Genomic DNA, 16672 nt, shown 5'->3' with positions numbered 1-16672 from the left:
GGAGGTTGGCATGTCAAAGAATTCCGGTCAGGCAATTGGTTTGCATTCTCTCGATTCTAGCAATCATTCGTTGTGCAACGTGCTGCGACCGCTACAGGCGGCGATTCAGCCGGTTTGATTGCCATCATCGGGGCGAGCCGGACGATAGGATCGAAGAAATCAATCACCGGTTTGCGGCATGAGGCCGCTGCCCCCATTTTTGCTTCTAAGTCACGACCGCGGATTTGCGGCCTTTCCCGACTTGGATTGAAGTCAATCGGAAACGGAGTTCGCCACCCATGACAAGAATCAATACCAACGTTTCGTCGCTCGTTGCACAAAACCGCTTGCAGGCTAGCAACGATGACTTGCAAACGGCATTGACTCGGTTGAGCACGGGTTTGCGAATCAACAGTGGTGCGGATGATCCCGCTGGTTTGATTGCCAGTGAGGCCTTGCGAAGCGAAGTGACCAGCCTTGGTCGAGCGATCACCAACACCCGTCGTGCCAGCCAAATCATCAGCACCGCCGACAGTGCCTTGGGGCAGGTCAGCAACCTGCTCAACGATGTTCGCGGTTTGGTGGTGGAAGCAGCCAACAACGGGGCGTTGTCCCAAGAAGAGATCGCTGCCAACCAGTTGCAGATCGACTCTTCTTTGGAAGCGATCAACCGGATTGCACAGACCACGACCTTCCAAGGTCGCAAATTGCTCGATGGTTCGTTGGACTTTGTTTCGACTGCGGGCGGCGTTGATTCGATCCGTGATATCAATATCGACCAAGCGAACCTTGGCATCACCGGCCAGATCGACGTGGAAGTGGTGGTTCAGTCGGAGGCCACCCAAGCGACGGTGACCACAGGTGGTTTCAGTGCCGCATCACAAGCTTCCGTCAGCTTTGGCAGCTCAACGACTGCGGACATCAACGGGGAGGCCATCGATATTGTGGGGCCAGACGGCTTCACCAGCGTCGCCTTCGTCGATGATCCCAACAATTCGAACACGGGGGCTGTGTCCTATGATGACACGACCGGGGTGTTGACCGTCACCGGCAACTTCACGGGTGACTCTTTGAATGTTGGTGAAGCTGACGCAGATGCGAGTGCGGTTGCGATCCAAGGGTTGATCGACGCATTGGATGGGTTCACTGCTTCGGGAACTGCGGTTGCTGGAACACAAGCGTTGCCCACCGGAGTCACGGCGGACGTCGCCTTCCAAGTCGATGCCATTGCAGAAGGATCGGAATTCAACAATGTTCAGGTCGAGTTTGTGGACCTGAATGATGCGTTGGCCGATGACGCTGCGACCGCATCGTTTGACGAGGAGCAAAAGATTCTGACGGTCACCTATAACTCGCAGGCCGCAACGTCCACCAACCGGGATTACGCAGCGATTGCGACCGCCATTGATGCTGTCCAGGACTCGGAAGGCACCAACCTGTTCACCAGCACCAACAACTCGGGAGCAAACGCATTCGTTGCTCCTGAGTCGCCACTGACGACTGCCAACACGGGTGGCGAAGTGCTTTTGGATGACTTGGTGTTTCAGCTCAACGGAGCCCAGGGAGCCGAAACGTTCAACTTCGCTGGTGGAACCGGACAAGATCAGATTGCAGCCGCGATCAATTTGGTCAGCGACAGCACGGGGATTTCGGCCAGCACAGAGACCGGCGCGTTGACGTTCACTTCGACCGAATACGGGTCGGAAGCGTTGATCAACATTGATGTGATCAATGAGGGGGACTCGGGAACTTTCGAATCGTCTTTGACCGTGGCGCGAGCGACGGGACAGGATATCTCGGCCACCGTCAACGGCGTCGAAGCTGACGGACGTGCCAACACGTTGTCGATCAACACGTCGTCGCTGGACTTGGAAGTGACCGTTGACAACGGGAGTTCCGCCAACTTCTCGTTCTCGATCACGGGTGGTGGAGCGTTGTTCCAGTTGGGACCGGACGTCACCAGCAATCAACAAGCTCGTTTGGGCATCGGAAGCTTGAGCACCGGTCAGCTTGGTGGTGCATCGGGCCGCTTGTACGAACTGGGAAGTGGGCAAGCGAAGAGTTTGACCAACGATGTCAACGGAGCGGCTTCGGTCATCGACGAAGTGATCGACAAAGTCACCAGCCTGCGTGGTCGACTCGGTGCATTCCAAGCCACCAGTTTGGAAAGCAACTTGGTGAGTTTGAACGAGACGCTCGCGAACTTGGAAGAAGCCGAGAGCTCGATCCGTGACGCTGACTTTGCACAAGAGTCGGCGAACTTGACCCGGGCACAGATCCTGGTTCAATCGGGAACCAACGTGCTTTCGTTGGCCAACCAGAACCCACAAAACGTGTTGTCCTTGCTCGGGTAAGATTCGCTTTTGGCCCAGGCAAACTCTTAAGAACGAACGCCACCGGTTCCAAGTCATGGGATCGGTGGCGTTGTTTGTTTGGGAGTGAGCAACGCACGTTCAATCCCTGTCGTGGTGGACGAGCCAAGTAGGCCGGATCAAGGAACGATCTGTCGCCGCTCCGCGGCTTTGGATTGAGGCGGGGCATCCGCGACGTCGGGTTGAAACCCGACGCTGTCGACTGTCACCGCTCCGCGGTTGTTCGATCAACCGGACACACACAACCAGTCACCCTTGCCCGTCCGAGTGGTGGCTGTCGGCCAAGACCGTCAATCACAACCCGACGCGTGAGCGAGGGACGACCCCCATTCCCACGACGGCCCCATCCGGGGCGACCGTTTGTTTTCCGGTATCAGTCTCTCGGGGCTTCCGCCCCGAGCTAAGCACGACGGCCCCATCCGGGGCGACACCCTGACGCCAGCCACCACTGATTGATCGAACGTTCTGAGGGAGGGTGAATAGAAGGGCTTGGCAAATCGGTACTGCAGGGGGCTTTCGGTATTGGAACCGTTTCGGGAAACGTCACTGTTCCTACGTACAACCGGGGCGAACGCCCAAACGGCTCACATCGTTCTGCCCAATCATCCCTGCCAACTTGCTCAGATGTAGAACATCGGGGCGGCGACGTCTTGGCACTCTCGGATGACATCGCCCAAGCGGACGCGAGCCAGACGTGCTCGGGATTCCTCAGAGGCTTCGTTCCATCGTCGTTGCAGGGCGCACTGCGCGTCTGACATGGGTTGGTCACCTCGGTCAGTGGATTCCGTGCATCCAATCGCTTCGGCGATGTCCAGCAACGTGATCGAGTCGGGGTCGACGGCCAAGACGTAGCCGCCCTGGGCACCACGCACGGCGCGCACCCAGCCGGTGGACTTCAGCGTGCGCAGAATCTGAACCAGATACGGTCCCGGGATGTCGTGGCGCGAGGTGATCTCGGACGTGCGGACCGGTTGCCCGTCGTTGCTGTGCATGGCCAAATCCATCATCGCCAAGCAGGCGTAGTGAACGGCAGCGTTGATCACCATCGCAAAATTCTCCGAGCAGGGGGCAACCGATCTACGTCAATCCGCGGTGTGCAGTCCGCATTCCGTCTTTTGGAATCCCGTCCACCGACCCGCTCGCTCGTCTTCGCCAATTTGGACGGGGCGCGTGCAGGCTTGGCATCCAATGCTGGGGTAACCTTGATCGTGCAACGGGTTGTAAGGAATGTTCTCTTTGGTAATCAGCGACCAAACATCCTTCTTGGTCCAGTTCGCCAGAGGGCTGATTTTCACCAGTTGGAACTTCTTGTCCCAGCCAACGATGGGAGCCTTGGCTCGATCTTCGCTTTGGTCGCGACGGATCGCGCTGGCCCAGGCGTGCCAGCCACTGGCCGCCCGGTGCAGGACTCTCAGTTTGCGTTCAAAGCAGCAGCGGTTCGGATCGGTTTGGTAGAGCGGTCCACCGTTGAGAGCTTCGAACTCCTCGACCGTTGTGTCCGGGTACTTGTACTGGACTTCGATGCCATAACGCTGCTTCACCGTCTCGCGAAGATCGAGCGTTTCTTGGAACTGGTAACCGGTTTCCAGATTGAAAATCGGAGTTTCCGGCGCGATGGTCGCCAGCATGTGAATGATCGTCATGCCCTCCGGGCCGAAGGCGGTCGCCATCGTGAATTTGGGAGCGAATCGATCCGCGGCCCACTTCAAAATTTCCTGTGGCGTGGCCGATTCCAGCGACTCACTGTCTCGTTTCAGTTCCGCCAAAAACTCGTCCGTGGGGTTCAGGGGCGGATCGGCTGCCAAGGCGCCACGTTTCATCGGGATGCCCTGAGCGTCGACGTCAGGGCCCGCGGCAGCAGCGTTGTGAGCGATTTCAGCGGGCGTCAGCACGCGCAGAGATGGTTTGGGCACTGACTCATCCGAGGCAGGGGGAGATTCGAATTCAGAGGGGACATCGGTGGGGTTCACCACGGCTGTCTCGTTCAGGCGAATGGGCATTGCGACTCATCTCCAGACCGCCAAAAAAGCCGTCGGAATGACTTTGGAATTGTGAAACCTTACAAACATGATCTGAATGGTCAAGTATCCCCATCGGCCGCCAGCGGGATCTGCTTGAGTCGATCAAAGTGGATCCCCGCGAGTTTGACGTATAATTGGGGTGAGACGCTCTCTTTCGCCGTCTGAGCCAAGGATCTGGAACATGCACGTTTTCCCTCACGCCAACCTGAATCATCGACCCATTTCCCGTCGGAAGACGCGGGGGATGGTGGGGGTGGTGTGCGCGATGGGGCTGGCCGGCATCCCGATGGCGAGCACGACGGCGGACACGCTGCTGCTGAGCACCGGTGGGCAGCTGACCGGCAAAGTCCGCGAAGTCGAGGGCAAGAAAACGCCTTATGTCTTGGTGCAGGTCGATCCAGAACTGTCCGTTGCGATCGCGAAAGCGAATTCGCGGATGATTGTCGGCGAGGAAAAACTGAGCGAATATCGGCGGCTTGTGGTGGAAGCCGGCCAGGACGGGCAGGCCCACTACGCACTGGCGACTTGGTGCAAGCAAAAAAACCTGTTGCAGCAACGTCAGTATCACTTGATGCGAACCATTGACTTGCTGCCGGATCATCCCAATGCCAGGGCAGCGTTGGGGTACACGCAACGCGATGGCAAGTGGATTCTCACGGAAGTTTGGCGACGCAACCAAGGTTTGGTGAAAGACCGCCGGGGACAATGGGTTCTGCCCGAGGTCCTGGCTTGGCGAAAGGCCGCCGATCAGAACGACAAAACCGCCAAGCGTTGGATCAAGACGATCAAGCAACAGTTTTCAAAGATCAAAAATGGCGATGCCGAAGCGATGGCCGAGTTGAACGCGATTGAGGATCCATTGGCGTCACAAGCGATCGCGAAGGAGCTGATCGATTCGCAGAAACGGGGCTCGAGCTTGCGTCCCGTGCGGATGGTGTGGCTGCGGAAATTGATGGAGCTTCGAACCGGCGTGGCGGTGGAGGCGATTGTCCAAACAGGGTTGCTGGAACCGGACGATGTGATTCGCGAAGAAGCCTTGCGTTGGTTGCAATCCAATGAGACCAGTTCAGCGGTAGCGACTTACATGCCGTGGTTGAAGAGCAACAACCCGCAGCAGGTCAAAGCGGCCGCTCGTGCACTCTCGTTCTTTCCCAATTCGGAAGCCGCGTTTGCCTACATCGACGCCTTGATCACGATCGAAGAGCGAACGCAGCAGGTTGGTGGCGGTTCGCGAGCCGGTTTCGATAACCAGGGAGGTGGCGGGTTCTCTCAAGGCAGCAAGCAGGTGGTCATCAAAACGCCACACCGTCACGCGGAAGTCTTGCAGTTGCTTCGGTCGATCGCACCCGACGTCGACTTCGGCTACGACAAATCAGCCTGGAAGAAGTACTTCGCTGATCTGCGTTCACCGCCACGCTCGGATTTGCGACGCGACAGTTGACGCTTGTCGCGGATGGTGCCAGTTACCATCCGGGAATGCCGTGGCACCCGTTGCCGACGGAGGCTCTCCGTCGGCATGAACACACCCCATCGCAGTAAGCGAAGGTTTCCCAGCAGGCACGAGGCGATGAGTCCAGAAAGTGGCTGGCACTTTACGAAGAATCTCATGACCAGCGATTCTGAACCGGACGCTATCGCGTTGCGGCTGATGGGAGTGGTCACGCTCCGCATCAGCCGCCGAGCGATTTGCGACGCGACAGTTGACGCGAGGCAAACATCGCCAGATCGAAAACAAAAACGCCTTGGTGAGCAGGCTCACCAAGGCGTTCGTTTTTTAAGGCTCGTTATCAATCAGGCGACGGGTTTGACTTCGTAACCAGGTCGGTATTCGCGACGCAGGAACGGGTTGGCGACGTCGGCGTTTTCGCCCACGAATTGTTCCGTCTTGGAATCGTGCGTCAGCATCGGTCCGGACTTCAGTTCCGACATGTCAGCGCCGTATCGTTTCAGCGATTCGTGCATGTCATCGAGAACGGCTGACCAAGCGGGCAAGTCCGACGCGGAACGAACCTGTTCGTCGTTGTAAGTGCTGGCACAACGCATGGCGACGTTGGCCAGGTTGCACCAACCGGTGCTGTAGTGACCGTTTTCGATCGGGGCGGCCAGGGAGTCGGCTTTGCGACTCTTGACTGCTTCGACGAAGTTGCTGACGTGAGCCGGCACGGTGCTGACATTGGCTTTGAAGGTCCGGATGGTTTTGCCATCCAAGTCGACCGCTTTTCCAGTGCCACGTTGGCCAAGGTAGTAGCCCCCTTCGCAAACGATGACATAGCCACTGTTGGGGCCTGTCATGGGTTTGCCGCCGGGGACTTTCCAGCTGCCTTTTTCACCCGGTTTGATCGACATGTTGCTCAACGCGATCACGGTCGGGAAGAGTTCGGTTTCGAACAGCGCGAAGTGAGCGTTGGGGGTTTGCCCCGCGTCGTTCCAGGCCATGCGTCCGCCAGCGGCGATCATCTTGGAGGGGGTTGAAACCTGGTCTTGGTAAGCGACGTTGCGAATGTCGTCCAAGATGTGGACGCCCCAGTTGCCCATTTCACCGCTGCCGGTGTTCCAGTCCCAGTGCCAATCGTAGTGGAGGCTGTTCCGCATGATGGGTTGGTCTTGAGCAGGGCCAAGCCACAGGTCGTAGTTGACTTCCTTGGGGATCTCGAGTGGCGTGTCGCGTTTGCCGATTGGTCCGCGAACCCCGAGCCGGTTGGCTTGGACGTATTTGATTTCGCCGAGGCCTTTGTCGTTGTGCAGGAACTGGCGAGCTTCCATTTGAATGGGGTCGCTGCGTTGTTGGGTGCCCAGTTGAACGATGGCGCCGGACTTCTTGGCGGCTTCGACGACTTGGCGTCCTTCCCACTGCGAGTGCGACAAGGGCTTTTCCACGTACACATCTTTGCCAGCATCGATGGCCCAGATGGCAGCCAAGCAGTGCCAGTGGTTGCAGGTCGTGATGACAACGGCATCGACATTGTCGAGGTCCAAGACTTCCCGCAGATCGGTGTAGGGCTTGGCTCCGAATTTACCTGCCAGGGAAGCGGCTCGCTTTTGATCCGGGTCCGCCACGGCGACCAGTTTGGCCCCGCTGACACCATGGACGGTGCGAGCCAATTCACCGCCGCGTCCGCCGGCGCCGAGGACGGCGATGCGGACTTCTTCGTTGGCAGCGGCGCGGAGGGGGCTGCTGAGGGCGACGGTGCCGACTCCTGCTGCCACACCGGCTAGAAATTGACGCCTGCCGAGATTTGAAGTCGAGACTTCACGCATGTTGTAGATCCTATGAAGTGGGGAGACGGGGGGACCGTTGAGGTTCATGCTATCCAGGATAGCGGATGGTGCTTAGGAAAGGCAAAGCACCCCAGTGGCTCGGTTAGCGGGAGAGTCTCTCCCGCACGCCAAAGTATCTTATTCGTGCCGCAGGGCTTCGATGGGATTCATCCGGGCGGCGCGAATCGCGGGGTACAACCCGCTGACCAAACCCACCAAGACAGCGATGATCACCGCCAAAGGAATGGTTTCGTAAACGATCGCTGGTTGCGAATCGCGAATTGCACTGGGGAGGGCTTCGAACTGTTCCGGGAACCCTCTGGCAACCAATCCCATGAACAATCGGTACATCGGTGGGCCGGCGAAGCCCAACAAAATTCCCAGAAAGGCACCGGCAAAGCTGAGGACAATGGTTTCGACCAAAAATTGTCGGACGATGTCGGCCCGTTTCGCACCCAGGGCACGTCGAATCCCGATCTCTCGCGTGCGTTCGGTGACGCTGGCCAACATGATGTTCATGATTCCGATGCCACCCACCAGCAGAGAAATGCAGGCGATCAAGATCCCAATGCCCAGGAACATCAAACGCAAGTTGCGGGCTTGTTCGAGCAATTCCAGCGGGACCACGACGGCGATGTCACCGACATCCGCGTGTTTGGGGGCCAAGATGTTTTGGATCACAGCGGCGGTGGTTCGGACTTGCGAGACCTTTTCCACCTGCAGTGTGATTTGGTTCAGCTCCATCATTTCGATTTGAAATTGGCCGCTTCGCCGCGTCACGATTGTGTCGCCGATGCGCTTTTGCATCGTCTGCATCGGGATGTAAATGTCTTTGGAAAAGTCCTGCGAATCCAAGGATCCACCGATGGCGGCGGATGGGTTGCGAGCTTCCAGGACGCCCACCACTCGGTAGTAATCCGTGTGCTCGGGGATGTAGATTCGCTTGCCGATGGGTTCTTCATAGGGGAACAAACGTTCGACCACGCCGGTTGCGATGACGCAGACATTTTCGTTGGTCATCCCGTCGGCGTCGGTCAGGAACCGTCCGCCACGTTCGCGAATCTTGAGTTGATTGACGGTGGCATAGCCCGGCGTGCTGCCAACCAAACGGCCATCACACAGTTTGTCTCGATAGGTGAACTGGCGACGGATCTCACGAATCGGAACTGCCTTTTGAATCGTTGGCAGAGTCGAAATGATTTGGTCGAGTTCGGAACGCAACAGCCCGTATTTCGAGGCGGAGCTTTCTGCGAGCTTTTCTTCCGGTGGTTTGACCGTTCGCACGATGATCGTCGTTGCGCCGAGTGATTCAATTTGTTTTTGGACTTGGTCGCTGGCGCCTTGGCTGATCGCGGTCAGCACGATCACGGCCCACACACCAATCAGGATGCCCAGCATCGTCAGCCCGGTTCGCAGCGGGTGTAGGGTCAGGCTTTTGACGCCCAGCGAAAAGGTACGGAGCCACATCATGATTCGAGCCCTTGTTTCGCAAGGATGGCTTGGGCAGCGGAACGCTGTGCTTCACGAGCTTTTTTGCGTTGCGATTCAGGAACCAATTCATCGCTATGCAACATGCCGTCTTTGAGTCGCACGACTCGTTTGGCGCGGTCCGCCACATCGTCTTCGTGAGTCACCAGAATGATGGTTCGGCCTTCGCTGTTGAGCACATCGAAGAGCGTCAGGATTTCTTCGGTGGTGACCGAATCCAGGTTTCCTGTTGGTTCGTCCGCAAGGATGAAGAACGGATCGTTGACCAACGAGCGAGCGATCGCGACGCGTTGTTGTTGTCCACCAGAGAGTTGATTGGGGCGGTGATCGAGGCGGTCGCCCAGGCCCACGCGTCCAGCCAGTTCGACCACATGCTTGTGTTGCTCCGGGCCAAGTTTGCCTTGGTAGTAGAGCGGCACCTGAATGTTCTCAACGACGCTGAGTTGTTGGATCAGGTTGTAGGACTGAAACACAAACCCGATGCGGCGACTTCGGATATCAGCCAACTCGTCATCGGTCATGGTTCCGATGTCGTCGTCGCCCAGCATCAGGTGGCCCGAGGTCGGTTGGTCCAAGCATCCCAGTAGATTCAAGAGTGTGCTTTTGCCGCTTCCCGAGGGTCCCATGATGGCAACGAAGTCACCTTCCGGAACATCAAAGGAAACGCCGCGAAGTGCTCGCACGGTCTCGCTCTTGAGAACGTATTCCTTCGTCAGTTTCTTGATGCTGGTCGCAAGCCGCTTTCCGTTTGCGCCCGATTCGGATTCTTTGTTTGATGCCAAGGCTGTGCCGCTCGAAGATGCAACCGGTGTCTGAGAGTCATAGGCGTTTGGGACGCTCATGATGCGACCGGGGGAGTGTCAGTGACCTCGCTGAGTGACGGTGTGTCAGCTTCAAGAATCGCTGCTGGCTCTTCCAAGTTCGAGTCGGAGGCTGCCACACCATCGACGGTAGCCTCCGTCGAGGATAGTTGGTTCGGACGGGAGCGGTGGAGGCTTTCTGCGTTGCCTGCTGGGCCCCGGTTGCCACCATTGCCGCCAGGTTTGCCCGCACCCGGTTTTCTGCCACCGGGAGGTCCTCCACCGGGACGTCCTCCACCAGGAGGTCCAGCGCCGGGGCGGCCTTCAGGTTTGGCTTCCGAATCGGATGCCGCTTCTGTACCGGCTGGTGCGGTTTCGCGAATGTCTCGCATTTCGCTGTTGTCCTCGGCGATGATTTCCGGCAGGTCCAACAGGTTCAAATGCTCTCGCAAGTTCAAGATGACTTGTTCACCCGGTTCCAATCCCGACAGGATGTGGCCCATTGTGTCATTGATGGCACCCACCTCGACTTGTCGAGTTTCAAAGGCCATGGGGCCGGTTTGCACGAGCGAGTACATGTTGCCGCCGTGTTCGTACAATCCCTGGATCGGCACTTGAGTCGCCTCCGGAATTTGTTGGATGAAGACTTCGACGGCGGTCGTCATGCCGGTGCGGATGATTTCCGGTGGGTCGATGATTTCGATGGTGGTGGCGTACTCTTTGACGGAAGAACTGAACCAGCTACCTGGTTCGGCGTAACGGTTCACCTTGGTGACGCGACCTTTGAGAACGACATCGGGCAAGGCGTCCAAACGAATCTTCGCCGGCATGCCTTTTTTGAGCAGGGTGATCCGTGATTCGTTGACCTTGCAGCGAACCTGCATGCGTGTGGGATCGGGAAGTTCAATGATGGCTTGGCGTTCACGAACTTGGGCCCCGGCCTCGACAACGAATTCAGCGTTGCCACCGCGTGAGCTGTATTTGTTCGCGTGAACGACCACGCCATCGGTTGGGGCATAGATCACACAGTGTTCGATTTGTTGCTCGACTTCGGCCAGTTCCTGTTGCTCCGAGAGCAGTTCCGCACGAGCGGCTGAGAGGGTGGCTTCGGCGGCATCAATGTCGCTGTCGAACTGGACCAACATCTTTCGGCGAGTCAGGTTTTGTAGAACCTTCAAGCGGGCTTCGGCCGATTCCAATTGGTTGCGAGCGTTGGCGAGCGCGAACTTGTCGGCTTCGAGTTGCAGTGATTTGACCAAACCTTTGGCGACCAAGCGTTCGGTACTGCCGATGGCCAATTGAGCTTTGCGGAGCTCTTGTTCTGCGACCGCAATTTCACTTTGAATCGTTTTCTCGTCGGTCTTGAAGACCCCTTCCAGATATTCTTCCCGAGCAATCTTGGCTTGCTCAACCAGTGCCGATGCGGTCGCCACATTGGCCTCCGCCGTGATCACCTGGATGCGATCTTCTTTCAGTTCGACTTCCAGGTTGGAGGAGTCCAGTTCGACCAGTTTGTCGCCCTTGCGGACTCGCGAACCTTCGTCGATGACCCACAGAATCGAGGTTCCCGAACCACCACGCGTTTCAATCTGGCAGACGATTTCGGTGTTGCTGCTGCTCTCGATTTCTCCTTGCTCGATGACGGTGTGATCGAAAGCGGCTTTGGTGGTCTTGGTGACAATCAAATCATCAATGCTGATCTGTGATTGCTGGGCGACGTATCGCTGGTACCCGAAGTAACCGCCCACTCCGAGCAGGACCAAGCAGATCAACAATCCGATCAGGATCCCGCCGGTCCGTGGTGGATTGGCTGAATCGGCCGCTGCCATCCCCTGGGAATGGCAACCGCGGGAATGTGAAAGGAGATGGCGAGCCGAACGAACGCGACTTCGCTCCGCAACGACATTCTGCCGTCGTGGGCTGGATTGGGATGATCGCATGATTTTCAGGCGGGGGCCGTGGGGAGAGGACGGAGGGCTAACGGTTTGAACCCCAGAAATCAGCGAAGGTTTCGGCGGATTTCGTTCGGGGAGGTGAACACGGCAAGTCCACCAGTCGGGTCAATATGTTACTCCACCCAGACGATCTCCCAACCATTATTAGCAAAAATATCGATCGGATGAGATCGTTTGCTCTGCCTCGGATTGTCCCAATTTGCTCATCTTTTCGCTGAGTTCGGAGGGATCCAAGGCAAATCGTGGGTTGATTTCGACCTGGACCGAATCGTCCACGCTGACGCCACAGGAACGCAGCCAACGCCGGTGCAAATCGCAAATTGCCTGGCGAGCCAATTCCGGGGTGTCCGTTGCCGCGCCGTTGGCATTCTTCACCGGTGCAAAGGCCTCCGCGGGATCTGCCTCGCAAACGATCGTGTTTTTCGCATGCGGAAGCAGGTCAAAAATGAATTGTTCAAACTTGGTGGCGTTGGGTTGGTCGGGGCTCACCAATTGCCCGTTTGCGTCGAGATGAGGCACCTTTTTGCTGGCTCGGTGGATCGGCAAGGACGCGTCAAGTTGCAGCATCCGTTCGAGGAAGTTCAGGTCGAACAGGTGCACCGCGATGTTGCCGGCCCAGAGTTTCAGGCTGCCATCGGGGTTGGTCATCTCGGCGGCTGAGTCGGGCAAATCGCTGTACTCGATGATCTGGGTCTGGCCATCGATCTCGACCACATTGCCGACTTTTTCGGTCGGGTAACGTTTGCGGATGACTTGGGTGGTCATCTCGCTGCCTGCCAACAAGTGGTGCCCAATGAAGATCGGGTCGCACAAACCGACCAACGGGTTGTCGACTTGGAAGTAGAACAGATGCTTCCGTTTGTTCTTTTGCATCTCGTCCAAGCAACCGTTTTGCGACAGTGCTCGCAGGGTCCCGCCATGACCGTCGGGGCTGAGCGCCAGGGAACCTTTCTCGGCCAACAACACTTCGCCGGTTGACGCATCGACGGCGGGCATTGTGCCCTGCTGAAAAATCGTGACTTGTTCGGGTTTCAGGCCGAGGTAGTCGTTTTCCTCGAAGTAACGACGTGTTTCGTCATGGGTCGCTTCGCTGGTCATCAGATACAGCGGGACGTCGACGCCATACTTTTGACCTGCTGCGATCAAGCGGTCGGCGAAAAACTGAAACAGGGTTCGGTCGCTCACTGGGCCCACTGGAAACATGCCTTTGGGTTGATCAAATCCCAAGCGGGTGCCTTGGCCACCGGCGACCAGCACCGTCGCGATCTCGCCGGCCCGCAAGGCTTCTTCGCCACGCTGCTGGGCTTGTTCCAGAGTCCAATCGCAGCCACTTCCGTCACTGGCGACCGCTTGAGGCATCGAGGCCCGCGAGGCAAGTTCAGCGAAGTCGACGGATTTGTCCTTTCCTTCGACCAACGTTTTGAGTTGAGCGAAGTCGACTTGGGCGATCTGGTGGCTCAGGTGGGACTGCTCGTCGGAATCGAGGGAATCCCAAAAACGTAGCAACTGAGTCTGCTGGAATGGTTCCAAGCGTGACTTCAGTTCCGCGAATGAAAGTGGCGATTGGCTTTGAGCAGATGGCTGGTCGGCAGACATTGGCAACAGCTGAGTTCTTAGAGGGAAACGCAAAGGAATGAAATCACGGGCAGAGTCAGCATATTCTGTTCCAAGAAGATGCCAGCCACCCGTTGGGGAGATTCACGGAAACTTCGTCAACTGGTTTCCGAACGTGGGAATGCTGCCGGTTGGCCGAACCAATCGGGATGGAAATCTTGCCGGACGGCGAGCAGGACGGCCTTGCCATGTTGGTGCGGGGCGCCGTGGGTGGTGTCCCACTCCAGCCGTTCTTCATACCGCAAGACTCGCAGGCGTGAGTCGGCCTCGCAGGCCCACCCGACCAATTGGTTGGGACGAAAGTAATTGATGACGGCGCCTGCCGTTTCGCTGACAGGCTGGTCGCTTTCCTTGCCCGGTGATTGGTCGCTGCCGGGATCTTCGGTGGTGTGAACCTGGGTGTACAGCATGCCCTGGGAGGTCAACGCCGCGCACATCTTCTTCCAGACGGCGGGCGCATCGGTGCCGGGAATGTGGTCCAGGACCGTGGTGGCAATGACCGCGGAATAGCAGTCGGCGTCCATGGACAGTTCGCGGACGTCGCAGACCAGGGTTTTGACTCGGTCGGACAAGTTCGCTCGTTCGGCGCGTTCGCGAATTCGGTCCAGCCCACGTTCGCTGACGTCCACCGAGGTGACGTCGTAACCCGCCGCTGCCAGTGCCAGCGTGTCTCGACCGGCTCCGGCACCCAGGTCGATGGCTTGGGGGCGGGCGGATCGTGACGATTCCGCTGAGGCGGTCTGTTTCAGATAGGCCGCCAATTCCGGCGACGGTTGCATCCCATAGGCGATGTTTTCGCGGTCGTAGGCTTCGAAGAAGAAGTCGTTGGACGGGTCATCGGTGACTGGATTCACGCTGATACAGACTGTCTGAAGAAATCGGATAAAGTGGAGTGGTCATTGGCAAGATAGCCCGCCGGAAAGCGAAACACACTCATGCCTTCCATTGAACCCACGATCGACCCAAGCGACGAGTCCCCTGATTCTTTCGCTGAAAATACGCTCGTGACGGCCGAATTGGTGACTCCGCCGGTCGTCACGGCTGAACTCGTGCCGCGTTGGAAACGAACGCTGGCGTCCGTGCGGCGCTGGGGGGTGCTGCTCGTTTTGGCGTTGTTGACGTTTGGATTCTTGTCCTCCGGATTGAGTCCGGATCCTTCGGCCATCTTTGACGAGAGCGATCGTGACCTCCATCCGGTGGCTCAAGGTGACCGCCAAGCAGAGACTCAAGCGAGATGGATGGGCGCTGGCTCGGCTGAGATCGATCTCGCTTCGGTCGAGCCTGTTCGATTGGAGGCGTCTGGGCGAGCCTCCGTGAGTGGCTCGACGTCACAGACGGCAGATTCCGAACAAGTTTTGATCTCGACGATCCTCGAGGAGCAATGGCGGTCCGGACTGGAGTCACGCGGTTTGGAAGCTGGCCCGATGGCGGATTGGTTGACGGTTTGCCGTCGTCTTTCGTTGTCTTTGGCGGGGACCGGATTGTCACTGGAAGAGATTCGGTCGTTGCAACGATTGCCCGAGGCGGATCGTGTGGCGACGCATCGTGAACGCTTGCTACTGAGCGACCGGTTTCATCATTACTGGGCGGAACGAACGGCACGCTATCTGGTCGGTGCCGACGAAGGGCCATTCATCGTTTATCGCGGACGGCGTTTTCGCACCTGGTTGGCCAATCATTACGCGATGAACACGCCCTACGACGAATTGGTGCGGATGTTGATCACCGCCGAAGGTGTTTGGACCGACCGACCGGAAGTCAACTTTCATACCGTCACGTTTGACAGCGGCGACGATGCTCCGGATCCCATCCGTTTGGCAGCCCGGACGACACGGGCATTTTTGGGAGTGCGGATTGATTGTCTGCAATGCCACGACGACTTCTTGGGGAACGTCTCACTGGGGGACGCAGCTTGGGTCAGGCCCCACTCGGCTGCCGAGGCACCCGTGACAGAAACCGATGCATCGGAAACGGAATCCAGTTGGTTGCTTCGCGAAGGGGCTCAAGAAGATTTCCATTCGCTGGCGGCGTTCTTCACGGCCGCGACGAGTGAAGGGGTGCAGGGACTGAAAGACAAACGAGCGGACTACGAGTACCAGTACTTGTATGCGGACGAGACGGTGCCGGTTGAGCCCAACGTCCCGTTCCGCCGAGATTTGTTGCCTCCGCGACCGCAGCAGAAGTCGGAGACAGACGAGCAGGTTGATGACGAAAAAGATGGGACAGGGGAACAGGACGCAGCACAACAAGACTTGGATCCGGAGCCCCAGGTGGATGACGCCATCGTTGGGGTGGAGGATGCAGTCACGACGGGAACCGGTGGCGAATCTGAAACCAGCGATCTGCCCAGGTACATGAGTGATCGGGAACGCTTGGCGTATTGGTTGACACACCCCGAGAACAAACCTGCGGCTCGGGCCGCCGTGACCCGGGTTTGGACCCTGTTGTTTGGGCGACCGCCGGCCATCGAAACCGAGTATGGATTTCAAGTGGGGGAGGTCGACAATTTGCCATTGGACTCGCCTCCTTCGGAGATGATCGACACCTTGACGGAGGCCTTCGTCGACGGCGGATTTGATGTCCGGGAACTGATTCGCTTGATCACGAATGCGCCGGCTTTTCGAGTGAGCAGTCGGGCGGACTTTGACGTCACAGAACAACATGAGTTGGCGATGGCCGTGTTCCCCGTGACTCGGTTGCGGAGCGAACAAGTCGCGGGGGCAACCATCCAATCTGGACGCGTCAAAACGATCAACCGTGATTCGTCTTTCTTGGTTCAGTTGCAGCAGTTCGGAAGTCTGAACGACTTTCTGAAGCGGTACGGCGATTTGGGTGAGGACGAGTTCACGCCGCAACCGGTCACCATCACGCAGCGGCTGGTGATGTTGAACGGGAAGTTGGTCAGTGAAACGGCGTCACCGAACCCCATTTTGAACGCTTCATCGCACATCGAAATGTTCGCTCGAAACGACCAAGAAGTCGTGCGGACATTGTATTTGACGGTTTTGAATCGAGAACCGACCGAGCCCGAGTTGAAACACTTTACCACTCGGCTCACCCCGGAGAGTCGCAATCAAAGCGAGCCGCCGACGTCACGGAAACAAGAGATCACGGATCTCACGTGGGCCTTGCTCAACAGCAGTGAGTTCGCCTGGAACCATTGAGGCCCGCCCTGTGCGGGAAAC

The 16672-nt window shown here is 57.7% G+C and carries 11 protein-coding genes; 3 read left to right on the top strand and 8 right to left on the bottom strand.

Annotated features, from left to right (window positions below; all coding sequences use genetic code 11):
• Positions 1–278: 278 nt before the first annotated feature.
• Positions 279–2333 carry a flagellin N-terminal helical domain-containing protein gene (locus UH5x_RS11040; RefSeq protein WP_482635691.1) on the top strand — a complete coding sequence of 685 codons (2055 nt, stop codon included), beginning with the start codon at positions 279–281 and terminating at the stop codon, positions 2331–2333.
• A gap of 638 nt (positions 2334–2971) precedes the next feature.
• On the opposite strand, the gene UH5x_RS11035 is transcribed toward UH5x_RS11040, so the two are convergent.
• Positions 2972–3397: an Rrf2 family transcriptional regulator gene (locus UH5x_RS11035; protein ID WP_482635690.1), complete on the bottom strand. Its 426-nt coding sequence runs from the start codon at positions 3395–3397 to the stop codon at positions 2972–2974.
• 36 nt (positions 3398–3433) lie between these two features.
• Complete coding sequence (locus UH5x_RS11030; RefSeq protein ID WP_047814999.1) at positions 3434–4351, bottom strand: phosphoadenylyl-sulfate reductase; 918 nt, start codon at positions 4349–4351, stop codon at positions 3434–3436.
• A 331-nt stretch (positions 4352–4682) separates the two neighbouring features.
• Between UH5x_RS11030 and UH5x_RS11025 the strand changes: the two genes are divergently transcribed.
• Complete coding sequence (locus UH5x_RS11025) at positions 4683–5813, top strand: HEAT repeat domain-containing protein (RefSeq protein ID WP_482635961.1); 1131 nt, start codon at positions 4683–4685, stop codon at positions 5811–5813.
• A 350-nt stretch (positions 5814–6163) separates the two neighbouring features.
• On the opposite strand, the gene UH5x_RS11020 is transcribed toward UH5x_RS11025, so the two are convergent.
• From UH5x_RS11020 to UH5x_RS10995, 6 genes are all read right to left on the bottom strand, one after another.
• Positions 6164–7630: a Gfo/Idh/MocA family oxidoreductase gene (locus UH5x_RS11020; protein ID WP_482635689.1), complete on the bottom strand. Its 1467-nt coding sequence runs from the start codon at positions 7628–7630 to the stop codon at positions 6164–6166.
• A gap of 138 nt (positions 7631–7768) precedes the next feature.
• Positions 7769–9100, bottom strand: a complete 1332-nt coding sequence (locus UH5x_RS11015) for an ABC transporter permease (protein WP_047814998.1) — start codon at positions 9098–9100, stop codon at positions 7769–7771.
• On the bottom strand, positions 9097–9960 hold the full coding sequence (locus UH5x_RS11010; RefSeq protein ID WP_047814997.1) for an ABC transporter ATP-binding protein: 864 nt from the start codon (positions 9958–9960) through the stop codon (positions 9097–9099). Before UH5x_RS11010 ends, UH5x_RS11015 begins: the two co-directional genes overlap by 4 nt.
• On the bottom strand, positions 9957–11858 hold the full coding sequence (locus UH5x_RS11005) for an HlyD family secretion protein (RefSeq protein WP_482635688.1): 1902 nt from the start codon (positions 11856–11858) through the stop codon (positions 9957–9959). The genes UH5x_RS11010 and UH5x_RS11005 overlap by 4 nt, the downstream gene beginning before the upstream one ends.
• Before the next feature lie 159 nt (positions 11859–12017).
• A complete protein-coding gene (locus UH5x_RS11000; RefSeq protein ID WP_482635687.1) occupies positions 12018–13469 on the bottom strand; it encodes a UTP--glucose-1-phosphate uridylyltransferase in 1452 nt (483 codons plus the stop codon).
• A gap of 116 nt (positions 13470–13585) precedes the next feature.
• Positions 13586–14341 (bottom strand): class I SAM-dependent methyltransferase, encoded by a 756-nt coding sequence (locus UH5x_RS10995; RefSeq protein ID WP_047814994.1) that lies wholly within the window; start codon positions 14339–14341, stop codon positions 13586–13588.
• Between the two features lie 81 nt (positions 14342–14422).
• Here UH5x_RS10995 and UH5x_RS10990 point away from each other — a divergent pair, with 81 nt between their 5' ends.
• Positions 14423–16651, top strand: coding sequence for a DUF1553 domain-containing protein (locus tag UH5x_RS10990; protein ID WP_482635686.1), 2229 nt, complete (start codon positions 14423–14425; stop codon positions 16649–16651).
• The last annotated feature ends 21 nt before the right edge of the window (positions 16652–16672 follow it).

The organism is Rhodopirellula sp. UH5 (genome assembly GCF_056839225.1).
This window is presented reverse-complemented; position numbering and strand designations above follow the sequence as displayed.